The organism is Methylobacterium sp. Leaf108 (assembly GCF_001423265.1).
Classification (GTDB): domain Bacteria; phylum Pseudomonadota; class Alphaproteobacteria; order Rhizobiales; family Beijerinckiaceae; genus Methylobacterium.
In genome coordinates this window covers 356,965-379,056 of sequence record NZ_LMND01000012.1, presented here as the reverse complement: position 1 = coordinate 379,056, position 22,092 = coordinate 356,965, and the positions used below count along the sequence as shown (strand labels likewise).

Annotated in this window: 20 protein-coding genes; 8 read left to right on the top strand and 12 right to left on the bottom strand. The window is 71.9% G+C overall.

Features of this window, described 5'->3' with window-relative positions:
• Position 1: 1 nt before the first annotated feature.
• Genes ASF39_RS09985 through ASF39_RS09970 form a run of 4 tightly spaced genes read right to left on the bottom strand, consistent with a single transcriptional unit; the run spans position 2 to position 3,433 of the window.
• Positions 2-1,012 carry a VWA domain-containing protein gene (locus ASF39_RS09985; RefSeq protein WP_055886848.1) on the bottom strand — a complete coding sequence of 337 codons (1,011 nt, stop codon included), beginning with the start codon at positions 1,010-1,012 and terminating at the stop codon, positions 2-4.
• Positions 1,013-1,019: 7 nt separating this feature from the next.
• Positions 1,020-1,478, bottom strand: a complete 459-nt coding sequence (locus tag ASF39_RS09980) for a DUF4381 domain-containing protein (RefSeq protein ID WP_055886847.1) — start codon at positions 1,476-1,478, stop codon at positions 1,020-1,022.
• A 12-nt stretch (positions 1,479-1,490) separates the two neighbouring features.
• Complete coding sequence (locus tag ASF39_RS09975) at positions 1,491-2,423, bottom strand: DUF58 domain-containing protein (RefSeq protein ID WP_056283281.1); 933 nt, start codon at positions 2,421-2,423, stop codon at positions 1,491-1,493.
• A gap of 5 nt (positions 2,424-2,428) precedes the next feature.
• Positions 2,429-3,433 carry an AAA family ATPase gene (locus ASF39_RS09970; protein ID WP_055886842.1) on the bottom strand — a complete coding sequence of 335 codons (1,005 nt, stop codon included), beginning with the start codon at positions 3,431-3,433 and terminating at the stop codon, positions 2,429-2,431.
• 253 nt (positions 3,434-3,686) lie between these two features.
• Here ASF39_RS09970 and ASF39_RS09965 point away from each other — a divergent pair, with 253 nt between their 5' ends.
• A complete protein-coding gene (locus tag ASF39_RS09965; RefSeq protein ID WP_056283277.1) occupies positions 3,687-4,583 on the top strand; it encodes an alpha/beta hydrolase in 897 nt (298 codons plus the stop codon).
• Positions 4,584-4,747: 164 nt separating this feature from the next.
• Positions 4,748-5,464 carry an MgtC/SapB family protein gene (locus tag ASF39_RS09960; RefSeq protein WP_055886835.1) on the top strand — a complete coding sequence of 239 codons (717 nt, stop codon included), beginning with the start codon at positions 4,748-4,750 and terminating at the stop codon, positions 5,462-5,464.
• 11 nt (positions 5,465-5,475) lie between these two features.
• On the opposite strand, the gene ASF39_RS09955 is transcribed toward ASF39_RS09960, so the two are convergent.
• Both ASF39_RS09955 and ASF39_RS09950 read right to left on the bottom strand, forming a co-directional pair.
• Positions 5,476-6,747, bottom strand: coding sequence for a hemolysin family protein (locus ASF39_RS09955; protein ID WP_056283274.1), 1,272 nt, complete (start codon positions 6,745-6,747; stop codon positions 5,476-5,478).
• Between the two features lie 118 nt (positions 6,748-6,865).
• Positions 6,866-8,077, bottom strand: a complete 1,212-nt coding sequence (locus ASF39_RS09950) for an MFS transporter (RefSeq protein WP_055886831.1) — start codon at positions 8,075-8,077, stop codon at positions 6,866-6,868.
• A 308-nt stretch (positions 8,078-8,385) separates the two neighbouring features.
• Between ASF39_RS09950 and ybaL the strand changes: the two genes are divergently transcribed.
• Both ybaL and ASF39_RS09940 read left to right on the top strand, forming a co-directional pair.
• On the top strand, positions 8,386-10,203 hold the full coding sequence (ybaL, locus tag ASF39_RS09945; RefSeq protein WP_056283270.1) for a YbaL family putative K(+) efflux transporter: 1,818 nt from the start codon (positions 8,386-8,388) through the stop codon (positions 10,201-10,203).
• A gap of 24 nt (positions 10,204-10,227) precedes the next feature.
• The gene (locus ASF39_RS09940) at positions 10,228-11,103 is read left to right on the top strand and encodes a LysR substrate-binding domain-containing protein (RefSeq protein WP_056283267.1); all 876 of its coding nucleotides are present in this window, start codon (positions 10,228-10,230) and stop codon (positions 11,101-11,103) included.
• A 9-nt stretch (positions 11,104-11,112) separates the two neighbouring features.
• Here ASF39_RS09940 and ASF39_RS09935 read toward each other — a convergent pair whose 3' ends face one another.
• From ASF39_RS09935 to ASF39_RS09910, 6 genes are all read right to left on the bottom strand, one after another.
• The gene (locus tag ASF39_RS09935; RefSeq protein WP_055886824.1) at positions 11,113-12,579 is read right to left on the bottom strand and encodes an amino acid permease; all 1,467 of its coding nucleotides are present in this window, start codon (positions 12,577-12,579) and stop codon (positions 11,113-11,115) included.
• Positions 12,580-12,767: 188 nt separating this feature from the next.
• Positions 12,768-13,433, bottom strand: coding sequence for a TenA family protein (locus ASF39_RS09930; protein WP_056283264.1), 666 nt, complete (start codon positions 13,431-13,433; stop codon positions 12,768-12,770).
• A complete protein-coding gene (locus ASF39_RS09925) occupies positions 13,430-14,317 on the bottom strand; it encodes an aldose 1-epimerase family protein (protein ID WP_056283262.1) in 888 nt (295 codons plus the stop codon). Before ASF39_RS09925 ends, ASF39_RS09930 begins: the two co-directional genes overlap by 4 nt.
• Entirely contained in the window at positions 14,314-16,269 is a 1,956-nt protein-coding gene (gene asnB / locus ASF39_RS09920) for an asparagine synthase (glutamine-hydrolyzing) (protein WP_082494467.1), read from the bottom strand. Before asnB ends, ASF39_RS09925 begins: the two co-directional genes overlap by 4 nt.
• 67 nt (positions 16,270-16,336) lie before the next feature.
• Positions 16,337-16,648: a hypothetical protein gene (locus ASF39_RS09915; RefSeq protein ID WP_244472338.1), complete on the bottom strand. Its 312-nt coding sequence runs from the start codon at positions 16,646-16,648 to the stop codon at positions 16,337-16,339.
• A 138-nt stretch (positions 16,649-16,786) separates the two neighbouring features.
• Positions 16,787-17,992 (bottom strand): NAD(P)/FAD-dependent oxidoreductase, encoded by a 1,206-nt coding sequence (locus ASF39_RS09910; RefSeq protein ID WP_056283259.1) that lies wholly within the window; start codon positions 17,990-17,992, stop codon positions 16,787-16,789.
• A 568-nt stretch (positions 17,993-18,560) separates the two neighbouring features.
• Between ASF39_RS09910 and ASF39_RS09905 the strand changes: the two genes are divergently transcribed.
• The 4 genes from ASF39_RS09905 (at position 18,561) to ASF39_RS09890 (ending at position 22,091) form a co-directional block, all read left to right on the top strand.
• Positions 18,561-20,201, top strand: a complete 1,641-nt coding sequence (locus ASF39_RS09905; RefSeq protein ID WP_056283256.1) for a porin — start codon at positions 18,561-18,563, stop codon at positions 20,199-20,201.
• A 307-nt stretch (positions 20,202-20,508) separates the two neighbouring features.
• On the top strand, positions 20,509-20,970 hold the full coding sequence (locus ASF39_RS09900) for a TerB family tellurite resistance protein (protein ID WP_056283254.1): 462 nt from the start codon (positions 20,509-20,511) through the stop codon (positions 20,968-20,970).
• Between the two features lie 9 nt (positions 20,971-20,979).
• Positions 20,980-21,378: a CidA/LrgA family protein gene (locus ASF39_RS09895; protein ID WP_056283251.1), complete on the top strand. Its 399-nt coding sequence runs from the start codon at positions 20,980-20,982 to the stop codon at positions 21,376-21,378.
• Positions 21,375-22,091: an LrgB family protein gene (locus ASF39_RS09890; RefSeq protein ID WP_056283249.1), complete on the top strand. Its 717-nt coding sequence runs from the start codon at positions 21,375-21,377 to the stop codon at positions 22,089-22,091. The genes ASF39_RS09895 and ASF39_RS09890 overlap by 4 nt, the downstream gene beginning before the upstream one ends.
• Position 22,092: the final 1 nt, after the last annotated feature.

Genomic DNA, 22,092 nt, shown 5'->3' with positions numbered 1-22,092 from the left:
CTCACGCTCCCCGCCGCGCGGCCAGGAGGCCCGCCGCGCACAGGAGCGCGAAGGCCGCCGGCCACGGCCACAGGTCGCGCCGCAGCGGCACCGGCGGCGCCTTGGCCCGCCCGCCCTCCAGGGTGTCGATGGCATCGGCCACCGCCATGAGGTCGTCGGTGGTCTTCACCCGGAAGGCCTTGCCGCCGCTGATCTCGGCGACCTCCTTCAGGGTCTCGGTGTCGACCACGTCCTGCTCGCCGTCGGCGTTGGCGAGGTCGCGGGGCCCCAGCGCCAGGGTGTGGACCTTGACCCCGAGTTCGCGCGCCAGCTGGGCGACGTCGCGGGGCGTGGTCTGGCCGGCGTTGTTGGCGCCGTCGGTCATCAGCACCACCACCTTCGAGGTCACCGGCGGTCCGCCCTCCGCCTGTCCCGCGGTCGGGACGAGGCGCTTCAGGGCCAGCCCGAGGCCGTCGCCGATGCCGGTGGAACGGCCCACGAGGCCGATGGTGGCGTCGTCGAGGGCCCGGGCGACGGTGGCGGTGTCGAAGCTCGGGCTGGCGGCGACGTAGGATTCGTTGGCGAAGATCACGAGGCCGATCCGGTCGCCGGCCCGGCGGCGGATGAAGTCGGTGCCGACCCGCTTGACCGCGGCCAGCCGCGTCACGGTCTCGCCGTCCAGGGAGAAGTCGCGCCGCTCCATGCTGCCCGAGAGGTCCATCACCAGCATGATCTCGCGCCCCGATGCCGGCAGGGCGGTCGCCGGCAGCACCAGCCGGGGACCGGACAGCGCCACGACGAGGCCGGCCCAGAGCGACCAGATCAGGATGGTGCGCGCCCGCCCGCGCGCCGCGATGGTGTCGCCGCGGGCGGCGTCCGCCACCACCGAGGCCGGCACCCGCAGCGCCCCGCTGGCGCCCGCCCGCTCGGGCGGCATCGCGCGGGCGGCAAGAAGCGGCAGCGCCAGCAGCAGCAGCGCATAGGGGCTGGCGAGGTCGAAGGCCGAGAGGAAGGCGGTGATCCAGGCCGGCATCGGGGGTTCAGGCCTTGATCTGCGCGAAAAGACGGCCGAGTTCGGCGTCGATGGCGGCGGGGTCGGCGCTCTCACGGCGGTAGAGGCCCTCGCCCAGCACCCGGCCGGCGCCGCGGGTGAAGAAGGTGGTGGCGAAAACCCGGTCGAGGCGCGCCGACCACTCCGCACCCCTGGCATCGGCGGCGGCATCCCCCTCGACGGTGCGCACGATCCGGCGCAGGAGCCGCGCCTGGGCGACGAGGCGCGCCTCGGGCGCCAGGTGGCGCACGGCGGCGAGTTCGGCCAGGGCCCGGCGCCTCAGGCTCGCCTTGGCGCGGCGACGCCACCACCGCACCAGCCCCACCGCCAGGGCCGCGAGGAAGCCCAGCGCCACCGCCAGCGCGATCTCGCCCTGGACCGCGCCGGCGGAGCCCGCCGGGAGGTGGAGGCCGCGCAGGTTCTCGAGACCCGCCGGAACCGGATTCATGACTGTCCCACCTCAGAGCACCGCATCGAGGCGCTCCATCAGCGGGGCGTAGGCCTCCGGGCCCGCCTCCACGTCGAGGCGCAGGCCCTCGATGCCGCGCCGGGCGAACTCGGCGAGGCGCTCCTCGGCGGTGGATCGGCCGGCCGTGGCCCTGCGCGCCGCCTGAACCGTGCCGCGGCGGCCGTCCTGCGTGGCGAAGGGGTAGAAGCCCGGCGGGCGGCTGCGCTCGAAGGCGTCGCTCACCAGGATCAGGCTGATCGACAGGCGCTCGGCCAGCACCGTCAGGAGCCGGTCGAAATCCTCGCCCGGATCGTCGAGGGCGCTGGCGATGACGAGGTGGCCGCCCGACGGCAGCAGGCTCTGGGCCAGGGTGAGGAGCGGGGTCAGCGGCCGGTCGTCGGACTGCGGCAGCGACAGGGCCGCGGCGTGGGCCTGGGCCAGCGCGCCGGTGACGGCGGTCATCGCACGCTCGCCCCCGGCGGGGCGCACCACCACCGGCTCGGCGCCGGAGGCCACCACCAGCCCGACGCGGCCGCCGTCGCCGACGATGCGCCAGCCGAGCAGCACCAGGGCCTCGGCCGCGGCCACCGAGCGCAGCGCCCGGCGGGTGCCGAACAGCATCGAGGGCCGGATGTCGGCGAGCAGCACCACCGCGCGGTCGCGCTCGTCGTGGTGGGTGCGCACGTGCAGGATGCCGGTGCGGGCGGTGGCGTTGCGGTCGATGTGGCGGCGGTCGTCGCCCTCCGACCACAGCCGCACGTCGTCCGGCTCCGAGCCGCGCCCGCGCCGCCGCGTGACGATGCCGCCCGGCAGGCCGGCCAGCGTCCGCGTGGTCGGCGAGACGCCGCGTCGGGCGAGATGGCGCAGCCCCATCAGCACCTCGCCGGACAGATGGATTCCGGGATGGGTGTCGATGGGATCGGCCGGGGCGGGGGTGGACGCCATGAAGCTCAGAGTGCCCGCACCCGCTGGACGAGTTCCTGGATGATCTTGCGCGAGGTCCGGCCCTCGGCCGCCGCGCGCCAGGTCAGGCCGATGCGGTGGGCCAGCGCGTCGGCGGCCAGATCCGCGACGTCCTCGGGAATGACGTGGTCGCGCCCGTGCAGATAGGCGCGGGCCTTGCCCGCCAGCATCAGCGCGAGGGTGCCGCGGGGCGAGGCCGGGTGCTCGATCGCCGCGCGCAGCTCCGGGGCGGCGGCATCGGTGCGGGTGCCGGCCACGAGCCGCACGAGGTAGTCCTTGAGGGCGGGCGAAACGTAGACGTCCAGCGCCGCGGCGCGGGCGGCCCGGATCTCCTCCACGCTGAGCTTCACCGCCATCGCCTCGGCGTGGTGGTTCAACTCGCCCTCGACGAGGTCGAGGATGCGCCGCTCGGAGGCCTCGTCGGGCATCTCCACGACGACATGCAGCAGGAAGCGGTCGAGCTGGGCTTCGGGCAGCGGGAAGGTGCCGGCGTGCTCGATCGGGTTCTGGGTCGCCACCACCATGAACGGGTCGGGCAGCGGATGGGTGATGCCCGCCACCGTGATCTGGCCCTCGGCCATCGCCTCCAGCAGCGCCGACTGCACCTTGGGCGGCGCGCGGTTGACCTCGTCGACGAGGATCAGCGAGTGGAACAGGGGCCCGGCCAGGAACTCGAAGGTGCCTGCGTCCTGGCGCCACACCGTGGTGCCGGTGAGGTCGGCGGGCATCAGGTCGGGGGTGCATTGGACGCGCGCGAAGCTGCCGTCGAGGCCGTCCGACAGGCGCTTGACCGCGCGGGTCTTGGCCAGCCCCGGGGCGCCCTCGATGAGCAGGTGGCCGCCGGTGAGGAGCCCGATCAGCAGGCGCTCCACGAGGCCGGTGCAGCCGATCAGCCCGTGCTCGAGCCCGTCGCGCAGGGCGAGGATGCGGGCGCGCAGGGCGTCGTCGGGAGCGGGCGCGGCCGGCCGCTCGGCCAGGGTCGCACCGCTCACGAGCGCCGCTCGGTGTCGTTCGCAGGAACCGTGTTCCGCATGACAGGCGTCTCCTCGACCGGGGTTCTTAGTCGACCCTCAAGTTCCATGAGGGTGTGCCCGTCGCGCAGGGGCGGCGTCAATCCCGCTTGCGCACGATCGAAGGGTGTCGGGCATTTTGCCCGAACGGCGGGATCGATGCCGGCGCGAACGCTTTGACAAGCCTCCCGGCGGGGCAATGGAGAAGCCTCCCGGCGGGGCGATGGAGCGAGCGATGGCGGCGGATCTGTTCGAGGGTTTCGAGGCCCGCTGGATCGACGGGCCGGACGGCCGTGCCTTCGCCCGCATCGGTGGCCCCGAGGGGGCGCCGCCCCTGCTGCTGCTGCACGGGTTTCCCCAGACCCACGCCTGCTGGCACCGCATCGCGCCGGCCCTCGCGCGGAACCGGCGCGTGGTCTGCCTCGACCTCAAGGGCTACGGCTGGTCGCAGGCGCCGGCCGGGGATGCCGGGCACGCGGCCTACGCCAAGCGCACCCTGGCGCGCGAGGTCGTGGCGATCATGGAGGGGCTCGGCCATGTCCGCTTCGCGGTCGCCGGGCACGACCGCGGCGCGCGGGTCGGCTACCGCCTGGCGCTGGACGAGCCGGGCCGCGTCGAGCGCCTCGCCCTCCTCGACATCCTGCCGACCCTGGTCCAGTGGCAGCGGCTCGAGACGGCGCCGGACCGGTTCTCGCACTGGCGCTTCCTGGCGAGCCCCGAGGCGGAGGCCGAGATCGGCGGCGATCCGATCGCCTTTTACGAGGAACTGCTGCGGACCTGGAGCGGGGCCGGGACCCTCGACCCGTTCGAGCCCCGCGCCCTCCACCTCTATCGCCAGAGCTGGAACGAGCCCTCGCGCATCCACGCGGCCTGCGAGGACTACCGGGCCGGCGCCACCCATGACCGGCAGGCCGACGCCGACGATCTCGCCGCCGGGCGCACCATCGCCTGCCCCGCCCTGATCCTCACCGGCGACCGCTACCTCGACCAGAGCGTCGAGACCGCGCTCGACGCCTGGCGGCGCACCTTCGCACCGGGCGCCACCGGGACCGTGATCCCGTCCGGGCATTTCCTGGCCGAGGAGAACCCGGACGCGACCCTGGCGGCGCTGGAGGCGTTCTTCGCGGTCTGATCCGGTTTCCGCTTGAATCAAGCGGGAACCGGATCACCGAGCCCGCGCGGCGCCTGAGCGAAGCCCATTTCCGCATCACGAAGTGATCACCCGGAAATGATATGAGACCGTTTCCCGGGTGCGACGGTCACGCTTCCGTCACGACGCTGATCGATGACACCGGAATGTCCGGTCTTCCCTTCGCGCCGCTGCCCGAGACCCTCAACTCGGCGGTCAGCCTCCTCGTCGCCTTCGCCCTCGGCACCCTGATCGGGGCCGAGCGGCAGTACCGCCAGCGCACGGCGGGCTTGCGCACCAACGTGCTGGTGGCGCTGGGGGCGGCCGCCTTCGTCGATCTTGGCATGCGCCTCGAAGGGTCGAAGGGAGCGGTGAGCACGGTGGCCTACGTGATCTCCGGCGTCGGCTTCCTCGGGGCGGGCGTGATCATGAAGGAGGGCATGAACGTGCGCGGCCTCAACACGGCCGCCACGCTGTGGTGCTCGGCGGCGGTGGGCGCCTTCGCCGGTGCCGACCTGCCGGTCGAGGCGGTGCTCGTCACCGCGGCGGTCCTGGCCGGCAACACCCTGCTGCGGCCGCTGGTCAACGCCATCAACCGGGTGCCCATCGACGAGAGCCAGACCGAGGCGACCTACGAGGTCCAGGTGACGGTGGCGGCCGAGGGCGCGGGCCCCGCCCGCGATCTCCTCGTGGAGCGCCTGGAGGCGGCCCATTACCCCGTCGGCGGGATCGAGGTGGTGGAACGCGGCGAGGACACCGTCGAGGTGGTGGCGACCCTGGTGGCCACCGCCGTGGAGGCGGCGGAACTCGACGCGGTGGTGGCCGACCTCGCCAAAGCGCCGGGCATCGGCCATGCCACCTGGTCGGTCCAGACGGCGGATTAGCCCCGCGAGGGTCACATGATCCGCGAGACCAGGATCTTGTCGATCCGGCGGCCGTCGAGGTCCACCACCTCGAAGCGCCAGCCGGCGATCTCGCAGACCTCGCCGGTCTCGGGCAGGCGCTGGAACCGGGCGATCACCAGGCCGGCGGCGGTCTCGTAGTCGCGGTTCGATTCGAGCTTGATGCCGAGCTGGTCGGCCATCTCGTCCACCGGCATCCAGCCGGCGATGAGCCACGACCCGTCCTGGCGCTGGACCGCCTCCGGCTCGGGGTCCTCGGAATGGAAGGCCCCGGCGATGGCGTCGAGGATGTCGGCGGGCGTCACGAGGCCGTCGAAATGGCCGTACTCGTCGTGGACGAGGGCCATCGGCACCTCCGCCGCCTGCAGGGCGGTGAGCGCGTCGAGGGCGTCGAGGGTGTCGGGCAGGACGGGCGCGGTGCGGATGTAGGCGCGCAGGTCGAAGTCGACGTTCTCCACCAGCGCCTTGACGATCTCGCGCACCTGCACGACGCCGAGCATGTTGTCGGGGTTGCCCTCGCCCACCGGCACCCGCGAGTGCGGGCTCGCCAGCAGCATCGCCCGGATCTCGGCGGGGTCCTTGTCGAGGTCGATCCAGTGGACGTCGGTGCGCGGGGTCATCACGCCGCGCACGGCGCGGTCGCCCAGGCGCAGCACGCCGGCGATCATCTTGCGCTCGTCGGTCTCGATCACGCCGGCGGTCTCGGCCTCGGCCACGATGCTGCGGATCTCCTCTTCCGTCACCGCGCTGGCGCTGGCCGCCTCCTGCCCGAGGACGCGGAACACCGCCCGCGTCGAGGCGTCGAGCAGCCAGACCGCGGGCAGCGCGGCCCGCGAGATCACCCGCATGGTCGGGGCGACCATGCAGGCGAAACCTTCGGGATCGCGCAGGGCCACGTGCTTGGGCACCAGTTCGCCGATGATCACGGACAGGTATGTGATGGCGGCGATGACGAGGCCGTAGCCGAGCGGATCGGACACCGCCTTCGACAGTCCGGCCTCGAACAGGATCGTGGTGAGCCGTTCGCCCAGGGCCGCACCGGAGACCGCACCCGAGAGGATGCCCACCAGGGTGATGCCGATCTGGACCGTGGAGAGGAAGCGCCCGGGGTCGTCGGCCAGGGCCATCGCGGCCTTGGCGCCCGGGCGATGCGCCTCGACCATGGTCCGCAGCCGCGACTTGCGCGACGAGACCACGGCGAGTTCTGACAGCGCGAAGGCCCCGTTGAGAAGGATGAGCGCGACGGCGACGGCGAGTTCGATCACAGACTGCGACGCAGAGCCGGAACCGCCTTGGGAGCAGCGCGCCGGGCTTCCTCTTCCAGGGTACGGACGGCGTCTCAATGAAGCCCGGCGGGTGCCAGGTCAACCGTGGGGTCCCAAGTCAACCATGGGGGGCCAGCGGTGCCAGCCGCGAGAGGCGCAGGGCGACGAGGAGCGCGAGCACGTAGAGCCCGGAAAAGAACCCCGCCACCCCCGTCCAGCCGGAGTGGGCGAAGAACCAGCCGCCGGCCGTGCCGAGCACCGAGGAGCCGAGGTAGTACAGGCACAGGTACAGCGAGGAGGCCTGGGCGCGGTCGCGCAGGGCCCGGCGCCCGACCCAGGAACTCGCTACCGAATGGGCGCCGAAGAAGCTCACCGTCACCACCACGATGCCGGCGACGATGAGGACGAGGCTGTCGGACAGCGTCAGGGCGATGCCGGCGAGCCCGAGCGTGATCGCCAGCCACAGCACCTTGCGGCGCCCGAGCCGGGTCGCGATCTCGCCGGTGGCGGCCGAACTGATCGTGCCGGCCAGATACACCACGAAGATGGCGCCGATGGCGGTCTGGCTCAGGGAGAACGGCGGCTCGAGCAGGCGAAAGCCGATGTAGTTGTAGACGCTGACGAAGCCGCCCATCAGCAGGAACGCCTCGGCGAACAGCCACGGCAGCCCCGGATCGCGACAATGCCGGCCGAAGCTCGCCGGCACCTCGGCCCAGCGCATCCGGTTGGCGCGAAACCGCCGCGAGGGCGGCAGCAGGAACGCGAAGGCCACCGCCGCCAGGAGGGCGAGGACGCCGATGGTGCCGAGCCCGATCCGCCACGAGGCGTGGTCGGCGATGACGCCGGCCACCAGCCGGCCGACCATGCCGCCCAGCGCGTTGCCGCCGATGAGGAGCCCCATGGAAAGCCCGATGGCGCGGGTGTCCATCTCCTCGGCGAGATAGGCCATCGCCACCGCCGGCAGGCCGCTGGCGGCGAGCCCGGTCAGGGCCCGCAGGGCCAGGAAGCCGTACCAGCTCGGGACGAGGACGGCGACGAGGGTGAGGATCGCCGAGGCGAACAGGGAGGCCACCATCACCGGCTTGCGGCCCCACACTTCCGAGAGCGGGCTGACCACGAGGAGCGCCAGCGCCAGGGTGGCGCAGGGCGCTGACAGGGCGAGGCTGCTCTCGGCGGGCGAGACCTGGAACGACTCGGAAAAGACCGGCAGCAGCGGCTGCACCCCGTAGAGCACCGCGAAGGTGGAGAAGCCGGCCGCGGCCAGGGCCACGGTGGTGCGCCGGAAGGCCGGCGTGCCGGCGGCGATCAGGGTGTCGCTCGCGTCGTCCATGCGCCCGGGCTCCCTTCGGTTTCGGCTCTCGCCCTCGGTCGGTTGACGACCGTTCCCGCCTCAGGTCAATCGCGCCCGGCCCGGTGCCAGGGCTCCGCACCGGGTCATGAGCGCGAAGAAGCCCCTCGAACCGCACGGATCGTCGTCCCGGCGGTGGCTGCGTGCCGAAACGCTCTCGCGCCGGGGGATTTCTGCCCTAAAGGGAGAGAACCCCTCGCTCCGGCCGTCGATGCGCGGCATGACGCGTTCTCTGCGTCACGCCCGACGATGCCCGATCCCGTCCCCCCAGACCCGAGGTCCTTGAACCCTTGCCGCACGCCACCGGACTCATCGCCATCATCGCCCTGGGGCTCGTGCTGGCCTTCGTCTGCGGAATGGTCGCCCAGCGCCTCAAGCTGCCGCCGCTGGTGGGCTACCTGCTGGCGGGCGTCATGGTCGGCCCCTACACGCCGGGTTTCGTCGGCGACAGCGTGCTCGCCGCCCAGCTCGCCGAGATCGGCGTCATCCTGCTGATGTTCGGGGTCGGGCTCCACTTCTCCATCAAGGATCTGATGGCGGTGCGCACCATCGCCCTGCCCGGGGCCGTGGTGCAGATCGTCACCGCCACGGTGATGGGCGGCGGCCTCGCGCTCGCCTGGGGCTGGGGCATCGGGGCGGGCCTGGTGTTCGGGCTCGCGCTGTCGGTGGCGAGCACGGTGGTGCTGCTGCGGGCGCTGGAGGAGCGCGGCCTCCTCGACAGCGACCGCGGCCGCATCGCGGTGGGCTGGCTCATCGTCGAGGATCTGGCGATGGTGCTGGCGCTGGTGCTGCTGCCGGCGCTGGCCACCTCGCTGGGCGGGCAGGGCGACGGCGCGGCGCATGCGGCCGGGGGCGGCAGCCTCTGGCTCACCCTCGCCCTCACGCTGGCCAAGGTCGCGCTCTTCACGCTGCTGATGCTGGTGGGCGGCCGCCGCTTCGTGCCCTGGCTCCTCGACCAGGCGGCGCGCACCGGGTCTCGGGAGCTGTTCACCCTGGCGGTGCTGGCCCTGGCGCTCGGCATCGCCTTCGGCTCGGCCGAGCTGTTCGGCGTGTCGTTCGCGCTCGGCGCCTTCTTCGCCGGGATGGTGCTGGCCGAATCCGACCTCAGCCACCAGGCTGCGGCCAACTCGCTGCCGCTGCAGGACGCCTTCGCGGTGCTGTTCTTCGTGTCCGTGGGCATGCTGTTCGACCCCGGCATCCTCCTGCGCGAGCCGCTCTCGGTCCTGGCGGTGCTGGGCGTCATCATGATCGGCAAGTCGGTGGCGGCGGTGGCGATCGTGCTGGTGTTCAAGCATCCCCTCGGCACGGCGCTCACCATCGCGGCCAGCCTCGCCCAGATCGGCGAATTCTCGTTCATTCTCGTCGGCCTCGGCCTGTCCCTGAAGCTGCTGCCGGAGGAGGGGCGCGACCTGATCCTCGGGGGCGCCCTCCTGTCGATCACCCTCAACCCCCTCGTCTTCGCCCTGGCCGCGCGCGCCGAGCGCTGGCTCGGGAGCCGGCCCGAGGTCGCAGCGCGGTTCGAGCGCCACGCCGCCGCCCCGCCCGCCATCGCGGCGGAGGCGACCGCCCACCGCGGCCATGCCGTCATCGTCGGTTACGGCCGCGTCGGCAGTGCCATCGGCAAGGCCTTCTCCGCCTGGGACCTGCCCTTCGTGGTGGTCGAGCGCGACCGGCGCCGGGTTCTGGAACTGCGCAAGGCCGGCATCGAGGCGATCTTCGGCGATGCCAGCGCGCCGGGGCTGCTCGAGGCGGCCGAGATCGGGGAGGCGCGGCTGTTCGTCATCGCCGCCCCGGACGCGCATCAGGCCCGCCGCCTCGTGGAGCTCGCCCGTTCCCTCAACCCGGGCATCGACACGCTGGTGCGCAGCCACAGCGACGGCGAGCGCAAGCTCCTGGAGGAGCAGGGCGTCGGTCTCGCCCTGATGGCCGAACGCGAACTCGCCTTCGGGATGATCGTCTACGCCCTGCGCAGCCTCGGCCTGAAGGAGGGCGAGGCCCGCATCTTCGTGGACACCAGCCGGGCCGAGACCCGCGGCGAACCCCCCGAAGCCGGCGAGCCGCACAAAGGCGCGCCCGAACTGCGCCACCACCAGACCGATGGTCCCTGACGCCGCGCCTTTCCCGGCCCTGTCATGACCCTCGACCAATTGCGCATCTTCGTGGCGGTGGCCGAGCGCGAGCACGTCACGCGGGCGGCCGAGGCCCTCAACCTCGCCCAATCCGCGGTGAGTGCGGCCATCGCCACCCTGGAGGCGCGGCACGCGACCCGGCTGTTCCACCGGGTCGGGCGCGGCATCGCCCTGACCGAGGCCGGGCGCGTTTTCCTGATCGAGGCGCGGGCGGTGCTGGCGCGGGCAGAGGCCGCCGAGCGGGTCCTGGCGGACCTGAGCGGGTTGCGCAGCGGCACGCTCTCGCTGGCCGCGAGCCAGACCGTCGCCAGCGACTGGCTGCCCCGCCACCTCGTCGCCTTCCGCCGCGCCTATCCGCTGATCGCGGTGCGCCTCTCCGTCGGCAACACCGCCGAGGCGGCCGGGGCCGTGCACGACGGGACCGCCGAACTCGGCTTCGTCGAGGGGGACCTCGACGACCCGGCGCTGGCCGCCGCCACGGTGGCGCAGGACCAGCTGGTCCTGGTGGTGGCACCCGGCCACCCGTTCGCGGCCGCCCGCGACCTCGCGCCCGGGGATCTGGCAGAGGCCGAGTGGGTGCTGCGCGAGGCGGGCTCGGGGACGCGCTCGGTGTTCGAGGCGGCGCTGGCGCAGGCCGGCATTCCGGCCGCCGGGCTCAAGGTCGTCCTCGAACTGCCCTCGAACGAGGCGGTCCGGGCAGCGGTGGAAGCCGGCGGCGGGGCCGCCGTGCTGTCGCGCACCGTCGTGGCGGCCTCCCTGCGGGCGGGCACCCTGGTGCAGGCCGCCTTCCACCTGCCGGCACGGCCGTTCCGGGTGCTGCGGCACAAGGAACGCTACCGCAGCCGGGCCGCCGACGCGCTGCTCGCGCTGATCGGCTGAACGAGTGCGCTACGCCTCCCGCCCGACCCGGCTGTGGTTGCGGCTCCAGGCGAAGTAGATCACGAGGCCGATGGCGAGCCAGACGCCTAGGCGCAGCCAGGTCTCGCCGTCGAGCGACACCATCATGGCAAAGCAGCTGACGATGCCGAGGATCGGCACCAGCGGCACCAGCGGCGTGCGGTAGTCGCGCCGCGCGTCCGGCTGGGTCCGGCGCAGGATGATGACGCCGACGCAGACCAGGATGAAGGCGAGCAGGGTGCCGATGCTGGTCATGTGGCCGAGCTGTGAGATCGGCAGGAAGCCGCCGAGCGCGCTCGTGAACACCATGAAGAACAGGTTCGAGCGGTAGGGCGTCTTCCAGGTCGGGTGGATCTTGGAGAAGAAGCCCGGCAGCAGCCGGTCCTTGCTCATGGAGTAGAACACCCGGCTCTGGCCGAGCAGCAGCACCAGGATCACCGTGGAGAAGCCCGCGATGACGCCGAGCGTCACGAGGCTCTTGAGCCACGGGAACGGCGTCATCGCGATGGCGGTGTTCACCGGCGCGGCGTCTCCCTTCATCTGGGCGTAGGGGACGAGGCCGGTGAGCACGCTAGCGAAGGCGATGTAGATCACCGTGCAGATGGCGAGCGACCCCAGGATGCCGATCATCATGTTGCGCTGTGGATTCTTGGCCTCCTGCGCCGCCGTGGAGACCGCGTCGAACCCGACGTAGGCGAAGAAGACCACGCCGGCGCCGCGCATGATCCCGCTCCAGCCGTACTCGCCGAAGGTGCCGGTGTTCTCGGGGATGAACGGCACGTAGTTCTGCGCCTTGATGTAGAACAGGCCGACGCCGACCACGACCGCCACCACGGCGAGCTTGATGAGGACGACCACGGCGTTGACCCGGGCCGATTCGCGGATGCCGACCATCAGGAGGGCGGAGGCCGCGACGATGATGACGATCGCCGGCAGGTTGACGAGGCCGTGCGCCACGGTGCCGTCGGCGAGGGTGTAGGTCTCGAACGGCGAATTCACGAGGCTGGGCGGCAGGTTGATGCCGAGGCTGTCGCGCAGGAAGCGGGTGACGTAGCTCGACCAGCTCACCGAGACGGTGGCGGCGCCGACCGCGTATTCGAGCACGAGGTCCCAGCCGATGATCCAGGCCACGAACTCGCCCATGGTGGCGTAGGCGTAGGTGTAGGCCGAGCCCGCCACCGGGATCATGCCCGCGAGTTCGCTGTAGCACATGCCGGCGAAGGCGCAGGCGAGGGAGGCGATGGCGAAAGAGATCACCACGGCCGGGCCGGCGTGCTCGGCCGCCGCGATCCCGGTGAGCGAGAACAGCCCGGCGCCGATGACCGCGCCGATGCCGAGCGCGATCAGGCTCCAGGGACCGAGCGTGCGTTCGAGTTGGTTCTCGCCGCTGTCAGCGTCGGCGTTGAGACGCTCCAGGGATTTCGTGCGGATGAGATCGCCGGCAAGGCCCGATGCCATGAATGTCGTGTCCTCTCAGCGTCCGTTTTCGCGGGGGCCCGAGGGCGGGCCGCCCGTCCTGGTCCATCTTGCCGACACGGGCCAATCGCGACCCTGCGATCCGTGCCGGAGAGTCGACATGCGACGAGTCGCGGTCCGGTTGCAAATCGTCTGCCACCCGGCCTCGCATCCCGGTCCCGGCGCGAGCCTCACACCGGCCAGCGCGCCTCGCGGTAGGCGCCGTCCCAGAACATCCATTCGAGCTGGGTGGCGCGGGTGAAGGACCGGTGCATCCGCTCGCGCAAGGAAGGCGAGGCGTCGGCCGCGGCCTCGTCCGTGGCCGCGATCATCTGCGCGACGGCGGTGGCGAACTCCTCGCCGGCGTAGGTGTCGATCCAGGCCTGGTAGGGGTTGGCGGAGGCCGCCCGCGAGAGGATGTCGGTGCCGACCTCGGCGTAGATCCAGAAGCAGGGCAGCAGGGCCGCGAGCACTACCTCATAGGGCTCGCCGTAGGCGGTGGCCATGAGCGAGGAGACGTAGTGGTCGCAGGCCGGCGACAGCGGCGTCTGCGCGAAGGTCCGCGCATCGATGCCGTGATCGCGAAAGAAGCCGCCGTGGAGCGAGCGCTCCACCACGATGGCGGTCTCGGCGGCACGGGCGAACTGCACGATCCGGTCGGGGTCCGGCGCCTTGGCGGCGGCGAGCGCCAGGGCCCGGCCGAAGCCGATCAGGTAATGCGCGTCCTGCACGATGTAGTGGACGAAGCGGGCCGGGCTGAGGGTGCCGGCGGCGAGCTCCGCGTTGAAGGGCATGGTGCGGATCGCCTCGTAGGCGTCCGCGTTGCGCGCCCAGGCCTGGGCCGAGAAGGCGGTCATGCGCCCGCCGCCTCGAACGACAGCGTCACGCCGTGCCGCGCCTGGGCTCCCGGCGCCAGCAGGCGTTGCGCATCGCGCTCGGAGAGATCGCCGGAGAACCCGGCCCAGTCGGCGTGCCCGGTCCAACATTCGAGGGAAAGGAAAGGCGCGGTCGGCTTCGTCCAGACGGCGAGGTGGGGGAAATCCTCCGCTTCGAGGCGGATGGCGCTGCCGTCGGGACCGGCAAAGCGCATCCACCGGCTCTTCGCGTCGAGGACGACCAGGGCTTCGGTGAAGATCTCCGGATCGAGGGGGAGGGTGTCGCCGTCGAGGGGCAATGGCTGCTCGTCGCGCAGGAGCAGGCCGCCCTCGCCGACCTGCGGGGCGAACGGCCGCTCGGGATGCTCGAACACCACCGCGTAACCGGCGCCGGCCGCACGCTCGCCCCCGGCGAACGGCCAGGGGAAGGCCGGGTGGAACCCGAGGCCGTAGGGCAGGGCGGTTTCGCCGGTGTTGTGCACCACGATCGTGAAAGCGAGGCGGCCGGGGCTCACCGTGGCGGTGATGTCGAGGGCGAAGGCGAAGGGGTAGTGCGCGCGCGTCGCGGCGTCGTCGCCGAGCCGCAGGGTGACGGAGTCCGGCGCCTGCGCCGCCACCGCGAAGGGCAGGTCGCGGGCAAAGCCGTGCTGGGCCATGGGGAAGGTGTCGTCGCCGACCCGGACGCGCCCGCCGGCGCTGGCGCCGACCACCGGGAAGAGCCACGGCGCATGGCGGTTCCAATGCGCCGGGTCGCCCTCCCACAGGTACTCGCGCCCGGCGACGATCCAGGACACCGGCTCGGCGCCGTGGAGCGCGATGGTGGCCGCCGTGCCGTCCGCGGCTGCGATGGTGATCGTGTCGCTCAAGCCGATGCTCCCCCTGGCGTCTCTCCGGCACTGTGCCGCGCCCTGCGGCCTTGCGCCAGACGCCAGGCTTCGAACGTCACGAGCGGCCATAGCCCGACCGCATGGTTGCGCCGCCCCGACAGGTGCTCGTCGAGCATCGCCCGCACCAGGCCCGTGTCGAGGAAGCCGCCGCCGGCGTCGGGCGCCCGCAGCAGGTCGTTCGCATAGGCGCGCAACGGGCCGCGCAGCCAGGCGGCCAGGGGCGGGGCAAAGCCCTGCTTCGGCCGCTCGAACAGGGCCGGCGGCACGTGGCGGGCGAGCACCCGGCGCATGAGCCACTTGCCCTTGCCGTCCCGCCGCAGCAGCGATTCCGGCAGGCTCCAGGCGAAGGCGACGACGTCGCGGTCCAGCAGCGGCACCCGCGCTTCCAGCCCCACCGCCATGCTGGCACGGTCGACCTTGGCGAGCACGTCGTCGGGGAGGTAGCTCAGGGTGTCGAGGCGCCGCATCCGCTCGAGGAGCGAGCCGTCCGCCTCCTCGTCGAGGGGGTGCGCCAGTCCCGGCACGCCGCGCGCCAGCGCCTCCGCCGCGGGGTTGAGGGTGAGGAGGCGGGCATAGAGCCCGAAGCCGTCGCCCGACAGCTGTGCCGCCGCCTTGCGCAGGCGGTCGGCGGCATCCGGCCCGCCCCAGGGCCGGGGCAGGGCGCGGCCGAGGATCGCCAGGGCCCCGTGTGGCAGGGCGAGGACCGCGCCGGCGGCGAGGCGGCGCAAGGGGGGCGGCACCGGCTCGGCGCGGGCCGCGAAGCGCAGGGCGAGGGCATAGCGGTCGTAGCCGGCAAACAGCTCGTCGCCGCCATCGCCCGAGAGCGCCACCGTGATCCCGGCCCGCCGCGTGGCGGCGCAGAGGAGGTGGGTCGGCAGGCCGGATGGGTCGGCCAGGGGCTCGTCGTAGATCTCGGGCAGATGCGCCACGAGGGCCAGCGCATCCGCCTCGCGGACGGGGATGGTGGTATGGTCGGTGCCCAGGTGCCGGGCGACCCGCGCGGCGGCGTCGCTCTCGTCGAAGCGCGGATCGTCGGTGAAGCCGGCCGCGAAGGTCTTCGGGGCCTGTCCGTGCGCGGCCATCAGGGCGACCACCGTGGAGGAATCGACGCCCCCCGACAGAAAGGCACCGAGCGGCACGTCGCTCGCCATCTGCCGCCGCACCGCCGCCGCCAGCAACGCCTCGAGCCGTTCCGCCGCGGCTTCGTCCGACCCCCGGAACGGATCGGCCCGGCCGGTGCGGACGACATCGTCGAGGCGCCAGTAGGCGCTCGTGCGGGGGGGCTCGCCGGGGCGCCAGCACAGGAGGGAACCGGGGGCGAGCTTGCGTACACCGCTGAGGATCGAGCCCGGTGCGGGCACGTAGCCGTGGCGCAGGAGGCTCGATACGGCCGCCGGATCGATCCCGGGCGCGAACTCCGGACAGGCGGTGAGCGCGCTCAGCGTCGAGCCGAACAGCAGGCGGTCGCCATGATGCGCATAGAACAACGGCTTCACGCCGATGCGGTCGCGGGCGAGCCACAGGCGGCGCTCGTGGCGGTCGTAGGCCGCGAAGGCGAAGATGCCCTCGACCCGGTCGAGGGCGGCCGCGACGCCGTGGCGGGCGATCAGTTCGACCAGGACCTCGGTGTCCGAGGTGCCGGCGAAGGTGTGCCCGCCGTCGGACAGGTGCCGGCGTCGGTCGGCGGCGTCGTAGAGTTCGCCGTTGTACGTCACCACCCAGCGCCCGTCGCGGGAGCGCATCGGCTGGGCGCCGGCGGCGCTCACGTCGAGGATGGCGAGGCGGCGATGGCCCAATGCCACGCCGTCTTCATGCCAGACCCCGCGCCCGTCCGGCCCGCGGTGGGCGAGGGCGTCGGCCATCGCGCCGGCGAAACGCGCGAGCCGCTCGGGCGAAAGGCGAGGATCGACGAGGCCGGCGATGCCGCACATGCGCGAAGGGTCGCCCGCCGACGTGAACGGGCCCCTTCGCGATGTGCCGGGGCCTGCCCGGCAGGCTTTAGTCCACCGTCTTCAACTGATCCAGGGCGACCTCGCCGTTCTGGCTGCGGAAGCGCGGCGAGCCGCCGCTCGACTGGGAGACGCCGTTGATCTGGTGGTCGCCGCTATCGTAGGTGGTGCGCTTGCCGTTCTCCTCGATGACGAGGCGCTGCTTGTCCGGGAAGAAGGCGTAGCGCAGGCCGTTCTGGCCGCCGCTGGTGGACGGCCTGCCGAGTTCCTGCGGCCACCAGGCCTCCGATCCCTGCATCGGCTTCATGGGCTTCATCGGTTCCATGGGCTTCATGGGTTCCATCGGCTTCATCGGTTCCATCGCGGTCGTCCCGTGGTTGCTGTCGCTGGCACGGGAGACGCTCGAACGGCGCCTTGGGTTGCATCGCGCCGGGTCGGTCATGCCGGCGATGCGGCGTGCGCATGCCCGCGGGCGGCCCGATGTCGGCAGCGGGCGGGATCACATCCGTGCGGAGGATCCGGTCATGGGCGGGGCCTCGGCCCGCACCAGCGACGCTCCGGCCTGTCGCACCAGGGCGGCGCCCTTGCGAACCAGGGTGTTGCGCGCCCGCCGCGCGACCCAGACCAGCCCCGGATCGATCGCCATGGAGCGGGAGAACTCGCTCTGCCGGATCGCCTGGGCGTCGCTCTCGACCTTGCGCGGGTCGTCGTAGAACGCGCCGATCTTGGAGGCGTCCATGCCCGGCGTCGCCAGCCAGCGCGGGATGTGGACGTTGCACAGCAGGTCCACGTCGGTGAGCACCCGCTTCACCCCGACGCCGGGGGCCGGGCAGGTGGTGCAGAAGGCATCGCCCACCAGCACGACGCCGTCGCGGCGGTGCCCCTGCGAGAGGGTGAGGTCGATCGGGCGCACCTGCACCCGGCCCGCGACCCCGAGCCCGCCGCAGATCCCGCCGAGGTTCGGCATCAGGGCGCCGAGGGTCTCGGCCGGGTTCTGGCGAAACGCCCTGGTCCAGGGGTCGTTGGCCTCGCGGTAGACGAACAGGTTGGCGCGCATCGTGTCGCGGATCGGAAACAGGGTCAGGTAGGCGACCCGGTCGTAGCCGGTGCCGTAATAGGCGAGGGACTCGAACGGGTAGGCGTAGGCCGGCCGGTCGAGGTCGAACCCCAGCGACAGCGAATGGGCCTTGCGGGTGTCGACCCGCGCGATGCCGACCATGCGGCGGATGGCGTCGCCGAGCCCCGTGGCCACCACGACGAGCCGGGCCGCGATCGCCCGGCCATCGGCCAGCGTCACGGTCTGGAGGCCAGGCCCGGCCTCGATCCCCGCGACGCGGCCGACCGTGAAGTCCACCGCCGCCGGCATGGCCCCGCGCAGGGCGTTGACGACGTTGGAATAGCCGTAGCCGTACTCGCGCCCGCGATGCCGCGCGACGAGACGGCCGAACCGGTAGATGTCGATGCTGTCGATGGCCGTGGCGGCGCCGAGCGCGGTGTCGGCGAGCCCGAGGGGCTCGAGCATCGCGACGTGGGGCGGGCCGAGTTTTTCGGCCCGGAACTCGGGCGGGAAGACGCGGTGCGAATCGACGAGTGCCACCGAGCGGCCGGCCCGGGCCAGCACCGTCGCCGCCGCCGTCCCGGCGAGGCCCGCGCCGATGACGACGACCTCGACCTGCGTCGTCGACGGCATCTCTGTCTGGTCCATCGTCGACATCGTCCCGGGCGGTCTGTGCGGCGTGCTCGCGCACTGCGCGCCGCCTCGATCGGAGCGTCGCCCAAAGCCCTGACGGTCCGATTAACGGGACGGCCGAGATCCGGGGTGATCCGGTCGTTCCCGCATCGGTTTTTCGCCGCAAGCCGCAGAAATCCGCGTTTGCGGGACCAAAAATGCCTAACGAATGGTCAATCTATTGAATTGATGCCCGCTGCCGCGGCGCGGGAGGGCCGAGATCAGACCTTTCACGGGCTCGCGCGAACCCACGCCGACCCGGCATCTCCAAAAATGCTTGCGCGATCGGCCGTTAGCCGCCTCAGGTTCGTTGCAGCACCGCAACAGAGGGAGGGAACTTCCGGCAAGGACACGAATCCGTGTTGCTTGGAGCGGGGGGTGTCGTCCAAGGTATATCAGCACGGGGGCAAACCCCGGCAACGCCCGCGGTTCCGGCAACGGACGCGACGGGTTCCTACTAGCAAGTACGGGCGGGCCGGTTGCGACCTTGGGGGTCGGAATTGAGATCTGCATAGTCTTTGGTCTCGAAACTCTGGAGATAACAATGAGGCTCTTAAAGAGCTCGCTCCTCGGGTCTGTCGCGGGGGTTTTCGCGGTAGCTGGAGCGCAGTCTGCCGATCTGCCGGTCAAGAAGGCCGCCCCGATCGAGTACGTGCGTGTCTGCTCGGCTTACGGCGCCGGGTTCTTCTACATCCCCGGCACCGACACCTGCCTGCGCCTCTCGGGCCGCGCCCGGTTCGAGGTCGGCTACGGCGAGTCGAAGCAGCGTAGCGGCACCAACGGCGACCTCGTCGGTTACCGTGGCCTCGCCCGCATCAACCTCGATGCCCGCACCCAGACCGGCTACGGCACCCTGCGCGCCTTCGCCCGCCTCGAGTTCGCCTCCCGCACCGGCGGCACCCAGGGCATCCGCTCGGGCACCCAGGAACGCATCGGCAACGCCTTCGGCGCCACCGGCCAGGACCAGGCCGGCCACGTCCAGCAGTTCGTGAACACCGACAAGGCGTTCATCCAGTTCGCCGGGTTCACCGCCGGTCGCGCCTCGTCGTTCTTCGACTTCTACGCCCACGACTTCGAGATCCAGGCCTCCACCGCCGGTTCGGACCTGCAGTCCACCAACCTGCTCGCCTACACCACCAAGCTCGGTGCGAGCGGCTTCAGCGCGACCCTCTCGCTCGAAGACCCGGCCTTCCGCCGCAACACCATCTACTCGCAGGAATTCGCGAACCCGGCCTCCGGCGCGAACAACGTCGCAGCCCAGCGTGTGCTCTTCGGCACCGTCGGTGTGTTGCCCGCCTTCCAGACCGTCGACGTTCGGCAGTCCAGCCGTCTGCCCGATTTTGTCGGTGTCCTTCGCTACGACGCCGCTTGGGGCTCCGCTCAGCTCTCGGCTGCCGTCAAAGAGCTGAATACCCAGAACTTCATTGCCGGTTCAGCCGGTGCCGCTGCCAACATCGGCGCTCTGACCCCCGGCTTCGCTCTTCCCGGTGTCGGTCCGACTGCACGCCCCGGCGCCGAATACGGCTGGGCCGTTCAGGGTGGCGTGAAGATCAACCTGCCCTTCATCGCGCCGGGCGACACCTTCTACCTGCAGGGTGCCTACGGCGAGGGTGCCAGCCTCTACACCGGCGTCCCGTCCTACAACGGCAGCTACACCTCGCGCATCAGCACCATCAACGGTGCCGCCTTCGACCCCTACATGTCGGATGCGACCCTCAACCCGTTCACGGGTAAGATCGAGACGTCGAAGAGCTTCAGCATCGTCGGCTCGTTCCTGCACTACTGGTCGCCTGAGTGGCGCTCTGCGGTGTTCGCCAGCTACTCGGAGATCGAGTTCGCTCGCGGCGCTCGCCAGAACAACGCTCTGGCTTACTCCGGTGCCGGAACTGCAACGAACAACAACTTCACGGGTATCGTCGGCACACGCTCCTTCGCGCTCGCCCCGACCCTTCGCGACAACTACCAGATCGTCGCCGGCGCGAGCCTGATCTGGTCGCCCGTCAAGGACCTCGATATCGGTGTCGAGGGCCTCTACACCAAGGTCGGCGTGCAGAGCGGCCGGGTCATCGACCAGACCCGCAACGCTCCGCTCACCGCCGCCGCGATCAATGCTGGCGCGGCCGTCCGCACCGTCACCGCCGACGACACCTACCAGGTCCGCATGCGCGTCCAGCGCGACTTCTAGGACCCGACATCCTCCGGCGCGGCGGGTGCCGCGCCGGGGACCCATGGCTGGACATCGCCTTCGGCGATGGAGAGTTTCGAGAATCGACGACTTGGCCCGGCTGTGGAAGCCGGGTCTTTTCGCGTTGAGGGCTTGGTTTCGCAGCGCCGGTTGTCGTCGTCGTCCGGCCGGGTGATCGCGGGAGGCGCAAGCCGAACCCTCTCCTTTTCGAGGGAGGCCATTCGCGTTTCGACCGGCGAGCGACGGCTCGCATCGCCGACACGATCGAACGACGCCCCGCCGACTCCCGTCTCCGCACGAGGCTCCGATGACGCTGATCGAACGCCTGAAGTCCTACGCCGCCGACGCCTTCGGGCTCGCCGCGCCTGAGGTCGCCGATCCGGCAGAAGACGAGGCCCTGGCGGCCATCGCGCTGCTCGTGCATGTGGCGCGGGCCGATGGCACCCTGGCCGCGCCCGAGGCCGAGCGCCTCGCCCGCCTCGTCGAGGGTCGCTATGCGCGCTCGCGGCCCGAGGCCGATGCCCTGATCGCCCGCGCCACCGCCTTCGACGCCGAGACCCGCGACATGGCCGAACTCGTCGAGCGAATGGGGCACGACGCCGATCGCCCGGAGCGGTTGCGCCTCCTGGCCATGGCCTGGTCGGTGGCCAGCGCCGACGGCGCCGTCCACGAGTTCGAGGAGGCGCTGGTCTGGCGCCTTGGTGGCCTGCTCGGGCTCGGCGAGGACGAGATCGTGCGCGCCCGCTCCGGCCCGGCCCCCATCGGCTGAACCGGACCGATGATCGTCAGCCTGACGCTGATCCTGATGGCGCAGCTCGTCGGGGAGGCGGCGGCGCGCGGCGCCGGCCTGCCGGTGCCCGGGCCCCTGATCGGGATGGCCGTGCTCCTGGCCTTCCTCGGCCTGCGCGATCGGGCCACCCGCCTGTCGGAGCGGGTGCTGCCGCGCCCCCTCGTCGACGGAACCCTGGAGGGGACCGGCAAGGGCCTGCTCGCCCACCTCTCGCTGCTGTTCGTGCCCGCCGGGGCCGGCATCGTCGGACGCCTCGACGTCATCGCCGCCCATGGCCTCGCCATCGCCGTGGTGGTCCTGGTCTCCACCCTCCTCACCCTGGCGGCCACGGCCCTGACCTTCGTGGCGGTGGCGCGCCGGATGGCGCCGCGCGACGACCCGCGATGAAGGGGGATTTCGCCGTCTGGGTCTATCTCTCGCACACGCCGCTGCTGTGGCTGACCGTGACGCTGCTCGCCTACGGCGTCGCCGAGCGGGTCGCGCTCGCCACCGACCGGCACCCCCTCGCCAACCCGGTGCTCGTCGCCATCGTCCTCACGGCCACGGTGCTGTGGCTGACCGGCACGCCCTACGCGACCTACTTCGAGGGCGCGCAGTTCGTCCACTTCCTGCTCGGGCCGGCGACCGTCGCCCTGGCGATTCCCCTCTACGAGTACCGGGCCACGGTGATGCGCGCCCTGGTGCCGATGCTGGCCGCCCTCGTGGTCGGCTCGCTCGTGGGGATCGTCTCGGCGATGAGTCTGGGGCTCATGCTCGGTATCCCCCGCGACGTGGTGGTGGCGATGAGCCCGAAGTCGGTGACCACGGGCGTCGCCATGGGCATCGTCGAGACCTTGGGAGGCGATCCGACCCTGGCCGCCGTCCTCGTCATGCTCACCGGCATGACCGGCGGCATCCTGGTGACGCCACTGATGAACCGGCTGCGGATCGAGGACCGGCGCGCCCGCGGCTTTGCTGCGGGCCTGGCCGCCCACGGCGTCGGCACCGCCCGCGCCTTCCAGGTCAGCGCCGTAGCCGGCACCTTCGCCGGCATCGCGCTCGGCCTCAACGCCTTCCTCACCGCGATCCTGGTGCCGGTCGCGGTGGGGTTCTTGCGCTGAG

Excerpts from the sequence above, each read along its gene's own strand:
- ASF39_RS09985 (WP_055886848.1), bottom strand. The coding sequence starts at position 1,012 with ATGCCGGCCTGGATCACCGCCTTCCTCTCGGCCTTCGACCTCGCCAGC.
- ASF39_RS09980 (WP_055886847.1), bottom strand. The coding sequence starts at position 1,478 with ATGAATCCGGTTCCGGCGGGTCTCGAGAACCTGCGCGGCCTCCACCTC.
- ASF39_RS09975 (WP_056283281.1), bottom strand. The coding sequence starts at position 2,423 with ATGGCGTCCACCCCCGCCCCGGCCGATCCCATCGACACCCATCCCGGA.
- ASF39_RS09965 (WP_056283277.1), top strand. The coding sequence starts at position 3,687 with ATGGCGGCGGATCTGTTCGAGGGTTTCGAGGCCCGCTGGATCGACGGG.
- ASF39_RS09960 (WP_055886835.1), top strand. The coding sequence starts at position 4,748 with ATGTCCGGTCTTCCCTTCGCGCCGCTGCCCGAGACCCTCAACTCGGCG.
- ASF39_RS09950 (WP_055886831.1), bottom strand. The coding sequence starts at position 8,077 with ATGGACGACGCGAGCGACACCCTGATCGCCGCCGGCACGCCGGCCTTC.
- ASF39_RS09940 (WP_056283267.1), top strand. The coding sequence starts at position 10,228 with ATGACCCTCGACCAATTGCGCATCTTCGTGGCGGTGGCCGAGCGCGAG.
- ASF39_RS09935 (WP_055886824.1), bottom strand. The coding sequence starts at position 12,579 with ATGGCATCGGGCCTTGCCGGCGATCTCATCCGCACGAAATCCCTGGAG.
- ASF39_RS09930 (WP_056283264.1), bottom strand. The coding sequence starts at position 13,433 with ATGACCGCCTTCTCGGCCCAGGCCTGGGCGCGCAACGCGGACGCCTAC.
- asnB (WP_082494467.1), bottom strand. The coding sequence starts at position 16,269 with ATGTGCGGCATCGCCGGCCTCGTCGATCCTCGCCTTTCGCCCGAGCGG.
- ASF39_RS09915 (WP_244472338.1), bottom strand. The coding sequence starts at position 16,648 with ATGGAACCGATGAAGCCGATGGAACCCATGAAGCCCATGGAACCGATG.
- ASF39_RS09910 (WP_056283259.1), bottom strand. The coding sequence starts at position 17,992 with ATGGACCAGACAGAGATGCCGTCGACGACGCAGGTCGAGGTCGTCGTC.
- ASF39_RS09905 (WP_056283256.1), top strand. The coding sequence starts at position 18,561 with ATGAGGCTCTTAAAGAGCTCGCTCCTCGGGTCTGTCGCGGGGGTTTTC.
- ASF39_RS09900 (WP_056283254.1), top strand. The coding sequence starts at position 20,509 with ATGACGCTGATCGAACGCCTGAAGTCCTACGCCGCCGACGCCTTCGGG.
- ASF39_RS09895 (WP_056283251.1), top strand. The coding sequence starts at position 20,980 with ATGATCGTCAGCCTGACGCTGATCCTGATGGCGCAGCTCGTCGGGGAG.
- ASF39_RS09890 (WP_056283249.1), top strand. The coding sequence starts at position 21,375 with ATGAAGGGGGATTTCGCCGTCTGGGTCTATCTCTCGCACACGCCGCTG.